Origin of the sequence: Bifidobacterium simiiventris, from assembly GCF_019331715.1 — a bacterium.
GTDB classification, from domain to species: Bacteria; Actinomycetota; Actinomycetes; order Actinomycetales; family Bifidobacteriaceae; genus Bifidobacterium; species Bifidobacterium simiiventris.
On sequence record NZ_JAHBBG010000007.1, the window covers coordinates 57,456 to 77,908 of the forward strand.

The 20,453-nt window shown below is 64.8% G+C and carries 12 protein-coding genes; 9 read left to right on the top strand and 3 right to left on the bottom strand.

All coding sequences use genetic code 11. The features are described 5' to 3' along the window. The first annotated feature begins 193 nt into the window (after positions 1-193). The 9 genes from KIH76_RS07825 (at position 194) to KIH76_RS07865 (ending at position 15,307) form a co-directional block, all read left to right on the top strand. Complete coding sequence (locus KIH76_RS07825; protein WP_219070151.1) at positions 194-871, top strand: SGNH/GDSL hydrolase family protein; 678 nt, start codon at positions 194-196, stop codon at positions 869-871. A 65-nt stretch (positions 872-936) separates the two neighbouring features. After that, positions 937-2,406 carry an alpha-L-fucosidase gene (locus KIH76_RS07830; protein WP_219070154.1) on the top strand — a complete coding sequence of 490 codons (1,470 nt, stop codon included), beginning with the start codon at positions 937-939 and terminating at the stop codon, positions 2,404-2,406. A 96-nt stretch (positions 2,407-2,502) separates the two neighbouring features. After that, the gene (locus KIH76_RS07835; RefSeq protein WP_219070156.1) at positions 2,503-4,680 is read left to right on the top strand and encodes a beta-glucosidase; all 2,178 of its coding nucleotides are present in this window, start codon (positions 2,503-2,505) and stop codon (positions 4,678-4,680) included. 277 nt (positions 4,681-4,957) lie between these two features. Then, positions 4,958-7,003: an alpha-xylosidase gene (gene yicI / locus KIH76_RS07840; protein WP_219070158.1), complete on the top strand. Its 2,046-nt coding sequence runs from the start codon at positions 4,958-4,960 to the stop codon at positions 7,001-7,003. Between the two features lie 137 nt (positions 7,004-7,140). Continuing rightward, positions 7,141-8,700: a glycoside hydrolase family 43 protein gene (locus KIH76_RS07845; protein ID WP_219070160.1), complete on the top strand. Its 1,560-nt coding sequence runs from the start codon at positions 7,141-7,143 to the stop codon at positions 8,698-8,700. A 37-nt stretch (positions 8,701-8,737) separates the two neighbouring features. Further along, the gene (locus tag KIH76_RS07850) at positions 8,738-10,843 is read left to right on the top strand and encodes a beta-galactosidase (protein WP_219070162.1); all 2,106 of its coding nucleotides are present in this window, start codon (positions 8,738-8,740) and stop codon (positions 10,841-10,843) included. Between the two features lie 172 nt (positions 10,844-11,015). Beyond that, positions 11,016-12,089, top strand: coding sequence for a LacI family DNA-binding transcriptional regulator (locus KIH76_RS07855; protein WP_219070164.1), 1,074 nt, complete (start codon positions 11,016-11,018; stop codon positions 12,087-12,089). Positions 12,090-12,299: 210 nt separating this feature from the next. Next, positions 12,300-14,054 (top strand): type 2 periplasmic-binding domain-containing protein, encoded by a 1,755-nt coding sequence (locus tag KIH76_RS07860; RefSeq protein ID WP_219070166.1) that lies wholly within the window; start codon positions 12,300-12,302, stop codon positions 14,052-14,054. Between the two features lie 332 nt (positions 14,055-14,386). Next, entirely contained in the window at positions 14,387-15,307 is a 921-nt protein-coding gene (locus KIH76_RS07865) for an ROK family protein (RefSeq protein WP_338023626.1), read from the top strand. Positions 15,308-15,482: 175 nt separating this feature from the next. Here the strand turns inward: KIH76_RS07865 and KIH76_RS07870 are convergent, their stop codons facing one another. The 3 genes from KIH76_RS07870 to KIH76_RS07880 form a co-directional block, all read right to left on the bottom strand. Next, complete coding sequence (locus tag KIH76_RS07870; RefSeq protein ID WP_219070168.1) at positions 15,483-16,280, bottom strand: TetR/AcrR family transcriptional regulator; 798 nt, start codon at positions 16,278-16,280, stop codon at positions 15,483-15,485. Positions 16,281-16,456: 176 nt separating this feature from the next. Next, positions 16,457-17,278: an alpha/beta hydrolase gene (locus KIH76_RS07875; protein WP_219070170.1), complete on the bottom strand. Its 822-nt coding sequence runs from the start codon at positions 17,276-17,278 to the stop codon at positions 16,457-16,459. 105 nt (positions 17,279-17,383) lie between these two features. Then, on the bottom strand, positions 17,384-19,888 hold the full coding sequence (locus KIH76_RS07880; protein ID WP_219070173.1) for a glycoside hydrolase family 94 protein: 2,505 nt from the start codon (positions 19,886-19,888) through the stop codon (positions 17,384-17,386). Between the last annotated feature and the right edge of the window lie 565 nt (positions 19,889-20,453).

Below are 20,453 nucleotides of genomic sequence, written 5' to 3' on the forward strand. Positions count from 1 at the left end.
TTCGCCATCGATAACTCAATAGGTTGCGGACGGTGCCCATCGCCGTCCGCAACCATCAGGGCACCGGATCCGGCAACCGAATCCCGGTGCCCTTTTTGTATCCGGCTGCATCGAACCGCCGTCCGGCCGCGCGTCTGCAAGTCTTCCGCGACCATGCGCAACGGCCAATCTCACGCAAAGGTCACATCACATCATGCTGATTTTCCCCAAGCACGCCCGCATTGTCTTCGCAGGCGACTCCATCACCGACGCGGACCGCGACCGCACCGCCATCCCCGGCGGCTGGGGCTACGGCCACGGCTACGTCAACACCCTGCACAACCTGCTCACCGCGGTCTACCCCGACCGCGCGCTGTGCACGATCAACCAAGGCGTCAACGGCAACGACATCGTCGACCTCGCCGCCCGCTGGGACAATGACGTGATCGGCATGAACCCCGACTACGTCTCCGTGATGATCGGCGTGAACGACGCGTGGCGCTATTACGACGGCCCGCTGTGGCAGGCGCGGCTCAACACGGTCGAGGAGTACGAGCGCATCTACGACGAGCTGCTCGAGCGTACCCGCCGCGAGGCGCCGAACCTCAAGGGCATCATCGTGATGCGGCCGTTCATGTTCGAGCCGAACCCGCACGACCAGATGCGCGCCAAGATCGAGGAGTTCGCGGCCGCGTCGAAGCGCGTCGCGGAACGCCACGACGCGATCTTCGTGGACACGCAGGCCGCCGTCGACCACTGGCTCACCCAGCTGCACGGCTGCCTCGCCAGCCAGGACCGCGTGCATCCGTACGAACGCGGCGCGATGATCATCGCCCGCGCATGGTGCCAGGCCGTCGGCTTCGACTGGAACCGCACCACGTTCGACGACTGACCCGTCCGATCACACGCAAACCACACGGCAATCCACATACCATCCATCCAACAGGAGCATTACGCATGATCGATCTGAACACCATCGACGCCGTCGTCGCTCAGGGCCCGTACACCGACACCTGGGAGTCGCTGTCGCAGGTACAGGTGCCGGGCTGGTTCCCCGACGCGAAATTCGGCATCTTCACCCATTGGGGCCTGTACACCGTGCCCGAATACCGCAACGAGTGGTATTCGCGCAACATGTACATCCAGGGCTACCCCGAGTACGAGCATCACCGCGAGACCTACGGCCCGCAGAACGAGTTCGGCTACAAGGACTTCATCCCGATGTTCACCGCCGAGAAGTTCGACGCGAACGAATGGCTCGACCTGTTCCAGGCGGCCGGCGCGAAGTACTACTTCCCGGTATCCGAACACCACGACGGCTTCCAGATGTACAAGAGCGAGATCTCGCGCTGGAACGCGGTCGACATGGGCCCGCATCGCGACATCATCAGCGAGCTGCGCGAGGCCACGCTGGGCCACGGCATGCACTTCGCCACGTCCAACCACCGCGCCGAGCACTGGTGGTTCATGGGCCACGGCAAGGAGTTCGACTCCGACGTCAAGGAGCCGCTCAAGCGCGGCGACTTCTACTGGCCGGCCACGCCCGAACCCGACAACCAGGACCTGTTCTCCGTGCCGAAGCCGACCGAGGAGTACCTCGACGACTGGCTGCTGCGTGTGTGCGAGCTGATCGACAACTACCGTCCGGAGATGCTGTACTTCGACTGGTGGATCCAGCACAACGCGTTCAAGCCGTACGTCAAGAAGCTGGCTGCGTTCTACTACAACCGCGGCGTCGAGTGGGGCGTGCCGGTCATCATCTGCTACAAGGACGACGGCATGGCGTGGGGCGCCGGCCTGTTCGACGTGGAACGCGGCGGACTGTCGACCGCGACGCCGTACGTGTGGCAGACCGATACGGCCATCGCGCGCAACTCGTGGTGCTACACGAACTCGCTCGACTACAAGAGCCTCGCCGAACTGATCGTCACGCTTGTGGACGCGGTGAGCAAGAACGGCAACCTGCTGCTCAACGTCGGCCCGCGCGCCGACGGTTCGATCGCGCCGCACGACCGCGAGCTGCTCGAGAACATCGGCAGGTGGATGCAGGCCAACGGCGAGGGCATCTACGGCACGCGCCCGTGGCGGTTCGCCGAAGAGGGCACGACGCACGCCGCGGAAGGCTCGTTCGCCGACCAGAACAAGCTCGAATACACGGCGTCCGACTGGCGGTTCACGGCCAAGGACGGCGACGTGTACGCGTTCTGCCTCAACCCGGCCGGCCAGTCCACGCTCACCAGCACCACGTTCGCCGCGTACCACGACGGCATCCGCGCGCCGTTCCACGGCATCATCGACCACGTCGAGCAGCTCGGCGCGGGCGACGTGCCGTTCGAACGCACGAACGACGGCCTGGTCATCACCCCGGCCGCACGACCCGGCATCGAGGAGAACGTGCCGGTCGGCTTCAGGATCGTCATCAAGTAGTCCGTATTGCCGGATCGTGCCGGTGTCTTGCCGGCACGCCGCAACGCTCGGCAACGTCCAGCTTCGTACGGAAGCACCACAGAAGAAGGAACCATTATGACCACCATCACCGAAACCAACAAGGCCAAGGCCCGCGACCTTCTCGCCAAGCTCACGCTCGACGAGAAGGTCGACATCGTCCACGCCGCCGGACTGTTCAAAAGCGGTGCGGCGCCGCGCCTCGGCATCCCGTACTTCCACATGGACGACGGCCCGATGGGCCCGCGCGAGGAGCTGCACAACGACAACTGGGCCCCGCTGTGGAACACGCGCGACCGCGTGACCTACCTGCCGTCCGGCTCCGCCGTCGCCTCCACGTGGAACCGCGCGCTCGCCCGCACTGTCGGCGAAGTGCTCGGCGAGGAGGCCCGCGGCCGCGGCAAGGACGTGATCCTCGGACCGTCGCTCAACATCAAGCGCAGCCCGCTGTGCGGCCGCAACTTCGAATACATGAGCGAGGATCCGTACCTCGCCGGCGAGCAGGGCGAACAGTACATCCGCGGCGTGCAGGAGTCCGACGTGGCCGCCTGCGCCAAGCACTACGCGGCCAACAGCCAGGAGACCGACCGTCTCGAGGTCGACGAGACGATCAGCGAACGCGCGCTGCGCGAGATCTACCTGCCCGCGTTCGAGAAGGCCGTCAAGAAGGCCGGTGTGCTGTCGATCATGGGCGCGTACAACCTCGTCAACGGCACGCAGTGCTGCGAATCGGCGGAACTGCTCGACGAGATCCTGCGCGACGAGTGGGGCTTCGACGGGTTCGTGGTGTCCGACTGGAGTGCAGTCAAGCGCACGGTCGAAAGCGCGAAGGTCGGTCTCGATATCGAGATGTCGGTTACGCCGAACTTCGACGAATACTATTTCGCGAACCCGCTGCGCCGCGCGATCGCCGATGGCAAGGTGAGCGAGAAGGACGTGGACAAGAAGGTGCTGCGCGTGCTCGCCGTGATGGACGCGCTTCACATGCTGCCGGCCGCCGACGGCACGAAGCCCGCACGCAAGGCCGGCTCCTACGCGACGCTCGCGCACGCCGCCAAGGCGCTCGACGTGGCGCGCGAGTCGATCGTGCTGCTCAAGAACGAGAACGGCGCGTCCGGCCGTCCGGTGCTGCCGCTGGACGAAGGCTCGCTGCGCCGCGTGCTGGTCGTCGGCGCGAACGCCGACCGCATCCACTCCAACGGCGGCGGCAGCGCGGTCATCAAGGCGCTGCACGAAATCACGCCGCTGCTTGGCCTGAACGGCCAGCTCGGCGGCAACGTCGAGATCGAATACGCGCTCGGCTACGACGCCAAGCAGGTCGTGCAGGACGATTCGTGGCAGGAGGAGAGCCTTGAGAACTCGGTCGGTTCGGCCGAATCCGACGCCGAACGCGCGGCCGCGCTGCGCGACGAGGCCGTGGCGAAGGCCCGCGAGTACGCGGCGGCTGGCGATCCGGTGATCTTCGTCGGCGGACTCGACCACGAGCATGATCTCGAGGGCCGCGACCGCGAGAACATCGAACTGCCGTACGGTCAGGATGAGCTGATTGAAGCGCTGCTTGACGCCGCGCCGGATACCGTGCTCGTGTTCGTCGCCGGCTCGCCGATCGCGATGCCGTGGGCCGACCGCGCCCGCGCGATCGTGTGGAACTGGTACAACGGCTGCGAATCCGGCACCGCGCTCGCCGAGACGCTGCTCGGCCGCGTCAACCCGAGCGGCCACCTGCCGGAGACGTTCCCGATCGCTCTGGCCGATTCGCCGGCGCACTCGGTCGGCACGTTCGGCCCCGGCCTGCATGTGCGCTACGACGAGGACATCTACGTCGGCTACCGCTACTTCGAGACGCGCCACGTGCCGGTGCGCTTCTGCTTCGGCCACGGCCTGAGCTACACGACGTTCGCGTACTCGGACCTCGACGTGCGCCGCGTGGACGACGAGGTGCGGATCGCGTTCACCGTGACGAACACGGGGGAGCGGGCCGGCAAGGCCGTGCCGCAGGTGTACTTCGGCCTTGAGGGCACCGGCGAGGACCGCCCGGTCAAAGAGCTGCGTGGATTCGAGAAGGTGGCGCTGGCCGCGGGCGAGAGCCGTCAGGTCGAGATCGCGCTGCCGGCCGCCGAGGCGCTGCGTTACTGGGCCGTCGGAGCCGAAGGCAAGGGCGCGTACGGTCCCGGCGCGTTCGCCGTGGCCCCGGCCGCGTCGGTCTACGTCGGCGAGTCCGTCGACGACATCCGTCTGACCGGTCATCTCGACTGAGACCCGTAGAGAGGCCTCTCGTGCTTGAAGCGGTGTGAATCGTCTATAAGCCAGATGATTCACACCGCTCGGATCGGATCCAGCATCATCGGCAACGTGGACGGATGAGTCCGCCGATCTGGACACATGAGGAAAAATTCCTCTGAGCGTCATGCGAAATCCGCAACCGCGGCGTGTCGCGTCTTGTTATTTATAGACTTATAAATAAGATAAAACAAGCAAGGCCGGCAGCCCACGGAAGGGCCGTCGGCAATCTCGCAACGAAGGAGAAGCAACAATGAAGTTCCTCAACGGCGGCTGGCTCGTCAAGGACGGCTTCGACGTCAAGTACGCGGCCAACGTGTACACCACGAACGTCGAGCCGAAGAAGCTCACCCTGTTCTGCCCGTTCGGCGTGCCGATCCACCACCCCGGCCAGACGCTCGACGGCGGCATCCTGACCATCGAGGTCACCTCCCCGCGCGAAGACATCATCACCACGCGCCTGATCAACTTCAAGAAGGACCGCAGCCACTGCCCGAAGTTCGCGCTCAACGAGTCCGATCCGGCCGTCACCATCGACGAGACGGACGACAAGTGGTCCTTCACCTCCGGCAAGCTCACGCTGGAGATCTCCAAGGGCGAGACCATCGACTTCAAGTACGTCTACGACGGCAAGACCATCGCCCACTCCGGCTGGCGTGCCAAGGGCCTCGTCACCGATCCGGAAGGCCGTCTGCACGTCTCCGAGCAGCTCGACCTCGGCGTGAGCGAGAAGATCTACGGCCTCGGCGAGCGCTTCACCAACTTCGTCAAGAACGGCCAGACCGTCGACATCTGGAACGAGGACGGCGGCACCGGCACCGAGCAGGCGTACAAGAACATCCCGTTCTACCTGTCCAACAAGGGCTACGGCCTGTACGTCGACAACCCGGGCAAGGTCAGCTTCGAGGTCGGCTCCGAGAAGGTCTCCCGCGTGCAGTTCTCCGTGCCGGGCGAGGAGATGAGCTACTCGGTCATCGGCGGCAAGGACCTGAAGGGCATCCTCAACACCTACACCGACCTGACCGGCAAGCCGCCGCTGGTGCCGGACTGGAGCTACGGCCTGTGGCTGTCCACCTCGTTCACCACCGACTACGACGAGAAGACCGTGATGGAGTTCGTCGACGGCATGGCCGAGCGCAACATCCCGCTGTCCGTCTTCCACTTCGACTGCCGTTGGATGAAGGAACTCGAGTGGTGCAACTTCGAGTGGGACGAGACCAAGTTCCCCGATCCGGAAGGCCTGCTCAAGAAGCTGCACGACCGCGGCCTGAAGGTGTGCGTGTGGATCAACAGCTACATCGGCCAGAAGTCCCCGCTGTTCGAGGAGGGCGCCAAGAAGGGCTACTTCATCAAGACCACTGACGGCGAGGTCTGGCAGTGGGACAAGTGGCAGGCCGGCATGGCGATCGTCGACTTCACCAACCCCGAGGCCACCAAGTGGTACCAGGACAAGCTCAAGCACCTCGTCGCGCAGGGCGTCGACTGCTTCAAGACCGACTTCGGCGAGCGCATCCCGACCGAGGGCGTCCAGTACTACGACGGTTCCGATCCGGAGCTGATGCACAACTACTACACCTACCTGTACAACAAGGCCGTCTACGACGTGCTCGTCGAGACCAAGGGCGCCGACCAGGCGATCCTGTTCGCCCGTTCCGCAACCGTCGGCGGCCAGCAGTTCCCGGTGCACTGGGGCGGCGACTGCTCGTCCAACTACCCGTCGATGGCCGAGTCGCTGCGCGCGGGCCTGAGCTTCGGCATGTCCGGCTTCGGCTACTGGAGCCACGACATCGCCGGCTTCGAGGACAAGCCGACCCCCGACCTGTTCAAGCGCTGGACCCAGTTCGGTCTGCTCTCCTCCCACTCCCGCTACCACGGCTCCACCGAGTACAAGGTGCCGTGGCTGTACGGCGACGAGGCGGTCGAGGTGTCGCGCGAGTTCACCGAGCTCAAGCTGCAGCTCAAGCCGTACCTTGAGGCGATGGCCAAGGAGACCCACGAGACCGGCGTGCCGATGATGCGTGCGATGGTGCTCGAGTTCCCGACCGACCCGGCCTGCGAGGACATCGACACCCAGTACATGCTGGGCGACGACCTGCTCGTGGCCCCGGTGTTCTCCGAGGACGGCACCGCGCGCTTCTACGTGCCGGACGCCGGCGGCGACCACGCGGGCGAGGCGTGGGCCAACCTGCTGACCGGCAAGACCTACGAACCGGGCAAGTGGTACACCGAGCAGTACGACTACCACACCCTGCCGGTGCTCGTGCGCCCGGGTTCCGACCCGCTGCACGTCAACGCCTGATCAGCCCGGCATCCCCGGCTAAGACGGCATTGACCTGATTTCGCGGCGCGAATCGTTGTGTTCGATTCGCGCCGCATTTCGTACCGTCATCGTTACCTGTCATCGATACCTGTCACCTCGCAACAAGGACGTTTTCCATGACTCTGTTCAACTGCAAGCCGGCGCGTCGCATCGCGTCCGGATTCCACCCCGACCCGACCATCTGCGAGACCCCGCAGGGCACGTATCTGATGGTCAACAGCTCGTTCGAGTTCTTCCCCGGCCTGCCTGTCTTCGAATCCGAGGACGGCATGCACTGGCGCAAGATCGGCGACGCGATGAACCGTCCCGGCCAGTTCCCGTACGAATCGATGGGCAACAGCCAGGGCATCTACGCGCCCACCCTGCGTTACCACGACGGCGAGTACTACCTCATCGTCACCAACGTGAACAAGGGCAACATGATCCTCACTTCTGCCGATCCGCACGCCGGCTGGTCCGAGCCGATCTGGGTCGAGGGATGGCCGGGCATCGACCCGAGCCTGTTCTTCGACGACGACGGCACCGCATACATCTGCGGCAACGAGGGCGGCGAGCCCGACGAGAACGGCGAGCGCGAGCCGGCCGGCATCTACCTGTCGAAGATCGACGTCAACACCGGCACCGTGCTCACCAAGCGCCAGCGCATCTGCGGCGGCATCACCGGCTCGAATCCGGAAGGCCCGCACATGTACAAGCGCGGCGGCTTCTACTACCTCATGTGGGCCGAAGGCGGCACCGAATCCGGCCACATGGAGAACATCGCGCGTTCGACCAGCCCGACCGGCCCGTACGAGATGTACCCGGGCAACCCGCTGATCACCAACCGTTCCACGCACCTGACGCTGCAGGCCATCGGCCACTGCGACTGCGCGCATTTCGGCGACGACCGCACGCTCATGGTGTTCCACGGCACGCGCAACAACGACGAGTACCCGGCGCAGGGCTGGGTCGGCCGCGAGCCGTACGCCGTATGGTTCGAGTGGGAAAACGATTGGCCGAAGCTCGCCGACCAATCGTACGACTGCGAGCTCAACGGCTGCGGCGAATCGCTCGAAAGGGACGTCGAGTGGATCACGCCGGCGATCGACAAGACCGGACGGTTCACGGTCGGCGGCGGCGACAAGCGCATGACCGCCGGTCCGGTGCCGCGCGAGGACGGTTCGCTGTGCGATTCGAACGGCGTGACGGTCGACATCCACGCGGCCGAACAGGACTTCTCGCTGGACGACGGTCCGACGATGGTTGGCACGCGGCAGACCGATTTCCGGTTCGAATTCGGCGCGACGCTGTCCGACGCCCGCGAACTGACCGACGGCGAGACCGGCGTGGCCGTGTACGCGAACGCGAACCACTATCTGACGATCACCGTGCACGCTGCCGACGACGAGGATCTGCTGCGCGTCGAAGCGGTCGCGCACAACGCCGGCCTCGTCTCGGTCGTTGGCTCGGTCAACGAATCCGCCGACGCGACGCTGCGTCTGATCGTGCGCGGCGACGACCGCGGCTACGCGTTCGCCGTGAAGAACACGTTCACCGGCGAGGAGCAGCCGCTCGGCCGCATCCCCGGCAAGGTGTTGAGCTTCGTAAACGCCGGCGGCTTCACCGGCATCCTGCTCGGCGTCTACGCGCACGGCCGGGGCGAGATCACGTTCAGCGACGTGCGCTACACGGTGTGACCCTGCCGGCGGCGTAAGGAAAGGAACGGAACCAATCATGACGAAGCCCTTATTCGACAGCTTCCTGTTCGGCGGCGACTGGAACCCCGAACAGTGGCCGGAAGACACGTGGGAGCACGACATCGAGATGCTCGAGCACGCGCACATCAACGAGGCCACGATCAACGTGTTCTCGTGGGCGCTGCTCCAGGCCGACGAGGAAACGTACGATTTCGGCAAGCTCGACAAAATCGTCGGCCTGCTCGTCAAGCACGGTTTCCGCATCGTGTTCGCCACCGCCACCGCGGCACTGCCCGCATGGCTCGTGCGCAAGCATCCCGAGACGATCCGCACCACGTTCAACAGCCAGCGCCGCGTGTTCGGCGGTCGTCATAACTTCTGCCCGAACTCGGCCGTCTACCGCGAACTGTCGGCCGCGCTCGCCGGCAAGCTCGCCGAGCGCTACGCCGGCACGCCGGGTCTGGTTGCCTGGCACATCTGCAACGAGTACGGCGGTGGCGGCGGCCTGTGCTATTGCGAGGCGTGCGCGGCCGCGTTCCGTGAGTGGCTCAAGGCCAAGTACGGTACGCTCGATGCGCTCAACCACGCGTGGTGCGCGAATTTCTGGAGCCACACGATCCTCGACTGGGACGCCATCGTGCCGCCGGTCGAATTGGGCGACGGCATCGGTTCCGACTGGGATCTCAAGAAGTGCGTGATCTCCGGACTCATGATGGACTACCGCCGTTTCCAGAGCGAATCGCAGCTCGGCTGCTACGTGAACGAGCGCGATGCGGTGCGCAAGTACGATGCGACCACGCCGATCACCACGAACCTCATGGGTCCGTTCAAGGACCTCGACTACTTCGCGTGGGGCCGTGAGATGGACGTGGTCAGCTGGGACAACTACCCGGGCATGGGCATGCCGGCCAGCCGCGTGGCCATGAACCACGACCTGATGCGCGCCGTGGGCGGCGGCAAGCCGTTCATGCTCATGGAACAGACGCCGAACCAGCAGAACTGGTTCCCATTCTGCAAGGTCAAGAAGCCGGGCGAGGTCGCCGCGTTGAGCTGGCAGGCCGTGGCGCACGGCGCGGACACCGTGCAGTTCTTCCAGATGCGCCAGTCGCTCGGCGGATGCGAACGGTTCCACGGCGCCGTGATCGCGCACGACGGCACCGAGGAGTCGCGCGTGTTCCGCTCGGTCAAGGCGCTCGGCGCCGACCTGGCCAAGGTCGCGCCGCAGATCATGGGTTCGGACGTGAAGGCCCGCGTGGCCGTCATGTTCGACTGGGAGAGCTACTGGTCGCTCGAAGGCTGCGTCGGCCCGACCGCCGGCTTCGCGTACCCGGAGGAGGTGCACCGCTTCTACCGCGCGTTCAACAAGCGCGGCATCGCCGTCGACATCATCGAAAGCACGACGCCGGCCGACAAGCTCGCGCAGTACGCGATCGTCGTCGCGCCCGCGCTCATCATGGTCAAGCCGGGCGTCGCCGAAGCGGTCGATGCGTACGTTCGCGGCGGCGGACGGTTCGTCACCGGCTACATGAGCGGCATCCACGACGAGCACGATCTCGTGATCCCCGGCGGCTACCCGGGGCCGTTCCGCGCGCTTGCCGGCGTATGGGCCGAGGAAATCGACGCGATCGAACCCGGCAAGACGATCCCGGTCGAATTCTGCGGCGGCACCGACTGCGCGGGCCGCGCCGACGCGTGCGCCCACTGTACGGGCCGCACCGCGTCCGCCGAGGCGAGCGGTGAGATCGTGGCCAGCATCATGCACCTCGAAGGCGCGCGTGCGCTCGCGGTCTACGGCGGCGACGACTTCTACGCCGGCACCCCGGCCATCACCGTGCACGCGACCGGCGAGGGCGAGACCTACTACGTCGGCACGCCGCTTGACGAGGCCGGCATGGACGCGTTCGTCGAGCCGGTCATCGCCGCGGCCGGCCTGACCGCGCACAAACTGCCCGACGGCGTCGAGTTCGCGCAGCGCGTTTCCGACGACGGCCGCACGTTCACGTTCGTGCTGAACATGACCGACAAGCCGCAGACGGCCAGCGTGCCGGAACTGGCAGGACAGACCGATCTGCTGGGCGACGGCGATGTGCTGGGCGAACAGGTCGAACTCAAGCCGTACCAGGTCGTCATCGTGGCGCGCTGATCCGCGCGCTGGCCGATGATCCGCGGACGATACTGATGACCTGCGGACGATAACCGCGCACGACGGCCGTGATAATGCCGCCGGAACCCGAAACGACACCCGTTTTCGGTTCCGGCGGCATCTTGCTATGGTGCGCAAGTAGAACGGTGGAACGGTGAGCGAAGGAGCTTGGATGGCGACGATCGTCGACGTGGCCCGGCGCGCGGGCGTTGCGGTGAGCACGGTGTCGTATGTGCTCAGCGGCAAGCGGCCGGTCAAAGCGGACACCAAGGTGCGCGTCATGCGCGCCGCCCGTGAGGTCGGCTACGTGCCGGCCGCATCCCGCTCGTCGGCCGGCCGGCCACCAATCTCCCGCGACGGTTTCGCCGCCGGCGTGGCCGATGCCGCCACGCGCACACATGTCATCGCCGTCAGTTCGCCGTTGGATGAGACGACCGTGTACGGCAACTGGTCGCCGTTCGTGTTCAGCGTGGCCAAATGCCTGCGCCAACACGGCTGCAACATGCTGCTGCTCACCGGCGAATGCGCCGACGAGGAGCTCCTGCGCGCCGCCGATTCCGGTGCGGTGGACGGCGCGCTGCTGCTCGGTGTGACTGTGGACGATGCGCGCGCCGCCGTGGCTGGTCTTTCGCGCGTGCCGGTGGTATCGATCGGATGCGCGCGCACCGCGCCGAACATCATGTCGATCGATCTTGATTTCGAGCAGATGGGGCGTAAAGCCATCGATGTCATGGCCAAGGCCGGACATCGGCGTCTGCTGTTCGTGGGCGGTGAGGAGACGGCATACGAGCTGGGCGTCAACTTCCTGATCCGCACGCGCGCCGCGATCCTCGACGCGGCGAAGCGTTCCGGCATCGATGTTCAGGCACTACCGATGCGCGACGGAGGCATGCAGGAGATGCGCGGCATCGCAGCCCGCGCGTTCGCCCGAGATCCGCGGATCACCGGCATCCTTGGACAGTGCGGCCATACGTCGCTGGCACGGCTGAAACGCGCGATCGAGGAACGCGGGCTCGCTGTGCCACGCGACGTGTCGATGCTTGAGCTGGGATCGTTCGGCAACGGCGGCGAATCCGATCCGCCGATTGACGAGATTCCGTTGCAGCCATATGCGATCTGTCGGCATGCGGTGGATCTGCTGATGGACATGATCGATGGCCGCCGCGACGCGGGTTCCGGCGGCGTCAAACTGCTGCCGGTATCGTATCTGCGGCGCGGTTCGATCATGCGGCGGACGGTGCGCTGACGGCGGTCGCGATGGTGGTCGCGACGGCCGTGCGGCAGTCGTTCGATGTGTCTGTCACCGCTGTCCATCATTCGTTTCGATAATCGTCGAAATGATTTCCCCGCGACGGAACCATCCTCATATCATTAAGTTAACTCGTTGTACAAAGTAGAGGTGCGGCGGGAACGCGACGCACAGATGCGTCGACACCAGAGGAAAAGCGAGGAAACCATGAATCGTATCGGCAGGAAACTGATCGCGGTGGCTGGCATTCTGGCCATGTCGTGCTCGCTGGCCGCGTGCGGCGGCGACAAGACCGCCTCCGAGCAGGACGACGGATCGCTGATGACCGTCGACGTCTTCGACGCGTTGGCCAACTATCAGGGCGAGCAGAAGGGCTGGTTCGCGAAGCTCATCAAGGACAAGTTCAACATCAAGCTGAACATCGTCGCGCCGAACGTGGCCGGCGGCGGCTCCACGCTGTTCGACACCCGCTCCGCGGCAGGCAACCTCGGCGACATCATCATCATGGGATCGAGCGACGGTCAGGCCGAAAAGGTCGTCAAGGCCAAGCTCGTCGCCGACATCAGCGACTACATCGACGGCACCGAATATCTCAAGAACTATCAGGGCGCCATCGACGAACTCACCAAGACCGCCAACCAGAAGTCCGGCGTATGGGGCATCCCGACCTCGGTGTCGTCGCTCTCGCCGAACGTGTCCAGCGAAGGCGTCGAACCGACGTTCGGCCCGTTCGTGCGCTGGGACTACTACCAGAAGATCGGCTACCCCGAAGTCGGCACGCTCGAGGACCTGCTGCCCGTGCTCAAGCAGATGCAGGATCAGGCCCGCGCCGACACCGGCGACAACGACATCTACGCGCTCTCGCTGTTCAAGGACTGGGACGGTCAGGCCATGCAGAACGGTTTCCAGTTCCCCGCGTTCTACGGCTACGCCGAAGGCATCGGCTACGTGATCTCCAATTATGACGGCTCCGACTTCCAGTCGCTCATCGACGAGAACGGCCAGTACGTGCGCGCGCTGAAGTTCTTCAACAAGGCGTACCAGATGGGATTGGTCGACCCCGAATCCACCACGCAGAACTACGACACCATGTACTCCAAGTACAAGGAAGGCAAGGTGCTGTTCTCCTTCTGGCCGTGGCTCGGTCAGGCCGCGTACAACACCGAGTCGCACAAGAAGGCCGGCGAGGGCTTCATGATGCTCGACATCGACGACATGAAGATCGCCTCCAAGGGCGCGCAGCCGAACGGCACCACCACGTTCATTGCCGTGGGTGCCAAGGCCAAGAACAAGGAGCGTCTGGTCAAGTTCATCGATTGGCTGTACTCGCCCGAAGGCATCCAGGCGTCCGGCTCACAGACCAATGGCGCGGCCGGTCTCAAGGGCCTGACGTGGGACGTCAAGGACGGCAAGCCGTACCTGACCGACTTCGGCGCGAAGGCCGTGGCCGGCGAGTCGGTGACCGTGCCCGACGAGTACGGCGGCGGCTCCTACACCGACGGCGCGTCCCAGCTCAACGTGAGCACCGTGCTCAACAAGGACACCGACCCGACCACCGGGGCCCCGTACAACTATATGATGTGGGATTCCGAGCTCGCCAAGCGCGACACCGCGCTCGACAAGGACTGGCAGGAGCACATGGGCGGCGCCCGCACCACGATGGAGTTCCTCGAGAACAACGAACAGCTGGCCGTCATCCCCGGTGCCACCTACGCCGCTCCCGATGAGGATTCCGTGATCTCCGCCACCCGCGGCCAGATTCAGACCGAGGTCGTCAACGGCTGCTGGCAGGCCGTGTTCTCCGCCAGCGACGCCGAATTCAACAAGAAGTGGGCCGCCACGCAGAAGACCGTGAACGACCTCGGCTACGACAAGGTCTACGAGGTCGACATGACCAACAGCAAGGCGCTCGCCGCGGCGCGTCAGGCCGTGGAGAAGGAGTATGCCGACCGAGAAGAGTAACAGCCGTTCCTCCTTGATTTCCTTGATCAGGTGCCCCCTGTGGATGATGTTCCGCAAGGGGCACCTTGCTGTTTGCGCGGTGCGTGGTGGTATGTGATGCGGCGTGTGATGCGGGTCGCGTCAGTGATGCGGATACGTAAGCAGAAAATTCTTGGGCTTTATTTATAAAGTTATAAATAAAGCCTGTGAACGGGCGTATAATGTATGCATATATCACGGCCGGAGGCTTGTTATGACGCAGGTCGCCGGCTGCCACGCGGCCGGACGGCGACCCGTACACGGCGTACTGGTAGTGTGCACCGGGCCGCGCAAGCAACGACAAGGAGGTTACGGTGGTGCGCAAGGAGAGCAGCCGGGTGCTGACGTTCGACATCGGGCGTCGTTTCACCCGTCACGCCGTGGTGACGAACGGTCTGCAGGACGTGCCGTCCTCGTTCGCGACTCCGACGGAAAGTTCCGATGACCTGTTCGACGACATAGCGGACGTCGTCAGGCAGCAGCGCGACGACATCGACGGCGTCTCGCTGAGCATGCCCGGCTTCATCGACGTCAAACGCCAACGTTGCATCCTCGGCGGTGCGATCAACGCGCTGAACCGGCAGGACGTCGGCGCCGAACTGCGCCACCGGCTCGGGAACGACCTGCCGATCTGGATCGAAAACGACGCGAACTGCGCGGCCATCGCCGAGAAGCACGCCGGCAACGCGCGCAAACTCAACGATTTCGTGGTCTTCACCGTCACCGATGCGGGCGTCGGTGGTGCGCTGTTTCTCGACGGGCACGTGCGGCGCGGCCGCGACTGGCGTGCGGGCGAACTCGGCATGATGGTCACCAACTACCAGCTCGGCGGCGCGCGCTCGCTGCACGAGTACTCCTCGACCGACGCGCTGAGCCGCAGGTACGCCGAACGGTTCGGCGGCCAGGCGGAAAGCATCGTGCCGTCCAGCCTGATGCGGCGTATCAACGAGCCGGGCATCCGCGAACTGGTCGACGAATGGATCCGCTACATCGCCATCGGCATCTACAACATCGTGGTGTCGTTCGATCCCGAATGCGTGCTGCTCGGCGGATCCATCTGCCAGGAGACGATCTTCCTGCCGCTCGTGCGCGAATCGCTCGAATCGATCCCCTCGTGGAAGGATTTCAACACGCCGATCAAGCGGTGCCGCAACGTGAGCTACGCGGGACTGATCGGCGCGTACTACGCGTTCGTCGACGAGGTCGCGCACGCGCAGCTGACCACGGCCGACTGACCGGCCGATCGGTTGACTAATCGACTGACCGATCGACCGGCTGAATCGACCGGCTGACTGAATCGACGAGTCACGTTGCCTGTCGCGGCCGGTACGGCATCCTTCCATAACGAAAAGACCGCTGGATATCCACGATGATACCCAGCGGTCTTTTCGTCGCCGTCGTATGTTCCGCTCAGTCTTCGCGCGCCTGCAGCGTGAACGGCATCAGGCACTGCCCGCCGGCCGGATCGTATTCGCTCGGATCGCGGAATCCATGCCACGTCGCATCGGGGAAGATCTCGTCGGAGAACGCCAGCCATTCCTCGAGCAGGTTCACGGAATGGTCGGCGAGCCAACGGTACTGCAGGCCGTCCATCGCCGACATCGCCAGCGTGTAGACGTGGTAGAACCGCTCCTCGTCGTAGCCTTCCGGCAGGATCCAGTCCATCGAACCGACCTGCTCCCAGTTGCGCAGGTGGCGGCCGATGAAGAACCGGTGCGCCGGATGCGCGGGGTTGAGTGCCTCGCCGTTGAGCATGGCGAACAGCTGCACCATTTCCGGACGCTGCAGGTTGTACAGCACCACGTTGACGCAGTAGCGGGGGAAGCAGTAGAAATGGTGGCCGTCGCAGTCGGTCACGGTCGAGGTGGTGGCGTTGTATTCGTCGGCCTCCGGCGTATCGTAGCCTTCGGCGAGCACCATGTTGAGCAGCTCGTTCTTTGAATCGATGTAATGGTAGAGCGCGGCCTCGGTGATGCCGATCTCGTCGGCGATATCCTGCAGCGACATGCCCCAGAAGCCCTTGGACGCGATGATCTTCGTGGCGGCCTGCATGATCTGCAGATGGCGCTCCTCGGGACTCATGCGCTTGCGTTTGGTGAACGTGGTGCCCGCGGTCGTGTCGCGCACCATCGAGTGCTCCGTGGTGCGCGAGGCCGCCGGCCAGCTCGCCTCGTCGTTCAGGAACCGTTCCCAAGCCGCAACGGTCATCGTCATCTCCTTTGGATTCACGAACGATTTCTCAGTCTACCCCGACCGGAATGGTTCATAGGCGCATCATCGGCGATGTTGGAAACGATCGTAACTGAGTCGGGAGTGCTGATAGGAACCCGGCCGCGGTCGTCATGTATGCGCGACGACCGCGGCCGGGTTCCGTATGGTATCGGTCAGCCGAAGAGACGGCCGAGCCAGTCGATGGCGAGCTTGGGCCAGATCTGGATGCAGGGGAAGATGTTGCCCTTGCCGCCCCACGCGGTCTCCTCGGTGCCGAGCGCGAGGCCGTGGCCGCCTTCGGGGAACAGGTGCGCCTCGACCGGCACGCCGGCGGCCTTGCACGCGGAGACCATCATGAGCGTGTTCTCCATCGGTACGCAGTCGTCCGGCACGGTATGCCATGCGAACACCGGCGGGGTCTTCGCGTTGATGTGCTGTTCGATCGACAGCTTGTCGAGCCAGGTCTGATCGTCCTTGCGGTCCGGGCCGAGCAGCGCGTCGAAGCTGCCGCGGTGGGCGAGCGGGCCGGACGTGATGACCGGGTAGCCGAGCATGAGCGCGTTCGGACGCACCGCATCCGGATCGTAGCCGTTCGCGGCCAGATCGTCGTCGCCGGCGGTGGTGGCGAGGTTCGCGGCCAGATGGCCGCCCGCGGAGAAGCCGATCACGGCCACGCGATCGGGATCGGTGTGCCATTCGACGGCGTGCGAGCGGATCAGTTGCATCGCCTCAGCCGCCTCGCACAGCGCGGTCGGATACACGCTCGGCATGCACGAGTAGCGCAGCACGAACGCGTTGTAGCCGGCGCCCACGAACTTGAGCGCGATCGGCTCGGCCTCGCGGTCGGAGGTCATCGCATAGCCGCCGCCCGGAATCACGAGCACAGCCGGACGCTGGCGCTTCGGATCGACCTCGTCGCTGTTGTCGATCACATAACCGACGAATTTGGCCTCGGTGCCGTCGATACCGGTGATGGTCTGATCGATGTATTGCATGAATCCTTCTTTCCCCAGGAATTGCGACAGCATGTCATGCCGGCCGGGCGGCTATCGTCTCGGCCGGCATGACATGCTGTATGGCTGAAATGTATCAGCCGATCATCAGAACGTGGCCACGACGTCCACGGTGGTCGAGCCGTCGGTCGGCACCGGCACCGTGGTGCCCTCGACCGTGGCGCCGTTCACCGTGAGCGTGCGCTCGCCGGTGCGCTGCAGCTTGATGCGGTAGGTCACGCCGCGGTACACGCGGGTGACGGTCAGGTCGGTGTACTCGGCCGGCAGGTGCGGCTCGATCGCGAGACCGTCGAGCGTCGGACGCACGCCGAGCAGGTACTGCGACACGTCGACGAACGTCCACGCGGCGGTGCCGGTCAGCCACGAGTTCTTGCCCTCGCCCGGAATCGCGGCCTCGGGGCCGGCGACCATCTGGCAGTAGACGTACGGCTCAACCTTGCGGATGTCGGACTTGTCCTCCAGCCAGGCCGGGCAGTTGCGGCGGTAGACAGCGAACGCCTCCTCGTCGTTGCCGGCGAGCGCGTTGGCGATCGACACCCACGGGTTGTTGTGGCAGAAGATGCCGCCGTTCTCCTTGTAACCGCGCGGATAGGTCGAGATCTCGCCCAGTTCGATGCGGTAGGTCGAGTACGCGGGCGCGAGGATCGCGGTGCCCCACTCGCAGGTCAGACGGTCCTTGACGGACTTGAGCGCGGCCTGCGCCTTGCCGTCGTCCAGGCCGATGCCGGCCATCACGCACATGCCCTGCGGCTCGATGTAGATCTGGCCTTCGGTGTCGGTGTGCGATCCGACCGGACGCGAGTACGCGTCGTACGCACGCACGAACCATTCGCCATCCCAGCCGGCGGTCTTCACGGCCTCGGTCATCGCGTCGATCGCGGTGCGCACGTTCGCGACCTCGGCGGCGACCTCATCCGCGCTCATGCCGCTCGCCTCGCCGTAGTGGGCGAGGATGTCCGCGTACTGGCCGCCGTACAGCACGAACATGCCGCCGATGAACACGGATTCGGCGACGCCCGTGTCGTTGTTCTCCACGGTCTGGAAGCTCTCGCCCGGCGTGGCCGAGAAGCAGTTGAGGTTCAGGCAGTCGTTCCAGTCGGCGCGGCCGATGAGCGGCAGCTTGTGGGGCCCGAGGTGGCTCATCGTGAAGTTCGCGGAACGGCGCAGGTGCTCGAGCAGCGGGACCTCGGAGCCTTCGACGTTGTTGAACGGCACCGGCTCGGTCAGGATCGACGCGTCGCCGGTCTCGGCCAGGTACGCGTTCACGCCGGCGATGAGCCACAGCGGATCGTCGTTGAAGCCGCCGCCGATGTCGGCGTTGCCCTTCTTGGTGAGCGGCTGGTACTGGTGCCATGCGGAGCCGTCCTCCATCTGCGTGGAGGCGATGTCGATGATGCGCTCGCGGGCGCGTTCCGGCACGAGGTGCACGAAGCCGAGCAGATCCTGGTTGGAGTCGCGGAAGCCCATGCCGCGGCCCATGCCGGACTCGTAGTAGGACGCGGAGCGCGACATGTTGAACGTGACCATGCACTGGTACTGGTGCCAGATGTTGACCATGCGATCGAGCTTCTCGTCGCCGGATTCGACGCTGTAGATGTTCAGCAGGCCGTTCCAGTAGTCCTTGAGTTCGGCGAGCGCCTTGTCGACCTCGGCGACGCTGTTGAAGCGCGAGAACAGCTCATGCGCCGGCTTCTTGTTGATGATGCCGACCTTGGCCGGATCGTTCGGGTCCTCCCACTTTTGATCGTTCGGCACCTCGATGTAGCCGAGCATGAAGACGAGGGACTTCGTCTCGCCCGGGTCGACGGTGACGCGCACGCGGTTCGCGGCGATCGGGTACCAGCCGTGGGCCACGGAGTCGTGGGCCTTGCCTTCGGCGATGACCTGCGGGGTGTCCCAGCCGTTGAACTGGCCGAGGAACTCGTCGCGGCTCGTGTCGAAGCCGACGACCGGGGCGTTCACGCCGAAGAACGCGTAGTGGTTGCGGCGCTCCTTGAACTCGGTCTTGTGATAGAGCAGCGTGGCGTCCTCGAGGCGCTCGACCTCAACCTCGCCGGTGGACAGGTTGCGCTGGAAGTTGCTGGAGTCGTCGACGGCGTTCCACAGGCACCATTCGACCAGACCGGTCACGTCGACGGTCTTCGGGGCGCCGTTGATGTTGGTGATGTCGAGGCGGTTGATCTCGGCGTTGGTGTGCAGCGGGACGAACGCGGTCAGCTCGGTGCGGATGCCGGACTTGGCGGCCTCGAAGACGGTGTAGCCGATGCCGTGGCGGCACTTGTAGCTGTCAAGCGGGGTCTTGACGGGCAGGAAGGTGGGGGAGAAGGTGGTCAGCGGCTTGGCGTCTGGGGCGTCGCTGCTCATGATGCTCACGTAGTAGTTGCGCGCGCCGTTGTCGAACGGGACGTTGTTGTAGCGGTAGCGGGTGATGCGGCGCAGCTTGGCGTCCTTGTAGAAGGAGTAGCCGCCGCCGGTGTTGGAGATCAGCGAGAAGAAGTCCTCGTTGCCGAGGTAGTTGATCCACGGCAGAGGGGTGGCGGGGGTCTCGATCACGTACTCGCGGGCGGCGTCGTCAAAATGACCGTAGCGCATGGGTGATGTCCTTTCGACTGCTTCGTTGCGGTGCCGTCGGCTGCGCGGGCGTGCGACGTGCGGTGTCTTCTCCCGATTGGCCTGCGGCGGCGTTGTTATTACTGAATCGTCCCCTAGTATAGCACGTTATTTATAAGGTTATAAATAAGGACGATTCGGGAGTGTTGCGGCGGTGACGGCGGGCGTTCGCCCTTTGCGGGGGCTGGCGTTTGCTCAGGGTTGTTCTGGCGGAAAACGGACGTGCGGAGGCATTCCAGAGGGTGTTTCCCTCTAGGGTTCATTGGTCTTGGTGGAAAACGGACGCAGGATGGCGTCCTAGAGGGCGTTTCCGTCCAGATCGGTACGGTTCCTGGCGGGAAGCGGACGCTGCCGGTCGCTTGAAGGGGCATTTTCCGCCAGATACGGCGTTGTTCTGGTGGAAAACGGACGCACGGGCCGAGCTATGGCGGGATAGGGCGGCATCCGATACGGTAAATGGCGGTTTTCGTTCGCTGAGGGAGCGCTCAGCAAGCGAAAACCGCCATTTGGAAAGGGGCTGGCCGACCGGGCCGGGAGATGATGCGGC

Bases quoted from the DNA above. Each gene is read 5' to 3' on its own strand.
- KIH76_RS07870 (WP_219070168.1), bottom strand. From the start codon at position 16,280: ATGACCGTTGCGGCTTGGGAACGGTTCCTGAACGACGAGGCGAGCTGG.
- KIH76_RS07860 (WP_219070166.1), top strand. From the start codon at position 12,300: ATGAATCGTATCGGCAGGAAACTGATCGCGGTGGCTGGCATTCTGGCC.
- KIH76_RS07850 (WP_219070162.1), top strand. From the start codon at position 8,738: ATGACGAAGCCCTTATTCGACAGCTTCCTGTTCGGCGGCGACTGGAAC.
- KIH76_RS07880 (WP_219070173.1), bottom strand. From the start codon at position 19,888: ATGCGCTACGGTCATTTTGACGACGCCGCCCGCGAGTACGTGATCGAG.
- KIH76_RS07855 (WP_219070164.1), top strand. From the start codon at position 11,016: ATGGCGACGATCGTCGACGTGGCCCGGCGCGCGGGCGTTGCGGTGAGC.
- KIH76_RS07830 (WP_219070154.1), top strand. From the start codon at position 937: ATGATCGATCTGAACACCATCGACGCCGTCGTCGCTCAGGGCCCGTAC.
- KIH76_RS07825 (WP_219070151.1), top strand. From the start codon at position 194: ATGCTGATTTTCCCCAAGCACGCCCGCATTGTCTTCGCAGGCGACTCC.
- yicI (WP_219070158.1), top strand. From the start codon at position 4,958: ATGAAGTTCCTCAACGGCGGCTGGCTCGTCAAGGACGGCTTCGACGTC.
- KIH76_RS07875 (WP_219070170.1), bottom strand. From the start codon at position 17,278: ATGCAATACATCGATCAGACCATCACCGGTATCGACGGCACCGAGGCC.
- KIH76_RS07835 (WP_219070156.1), top strand. From the start codon at position 2,503: ATGACCACCATCACCGAAACCAACAAGGCCAAGGCCCGCGACCTTCTC.
- KIH76_RS07845 (WP_219070160.1), top strand. From the start codon at position 7,141: ATGACTCTGTTCAACTGCAAGCCGGCGCGTCGCATCGCGTCCGGATTC.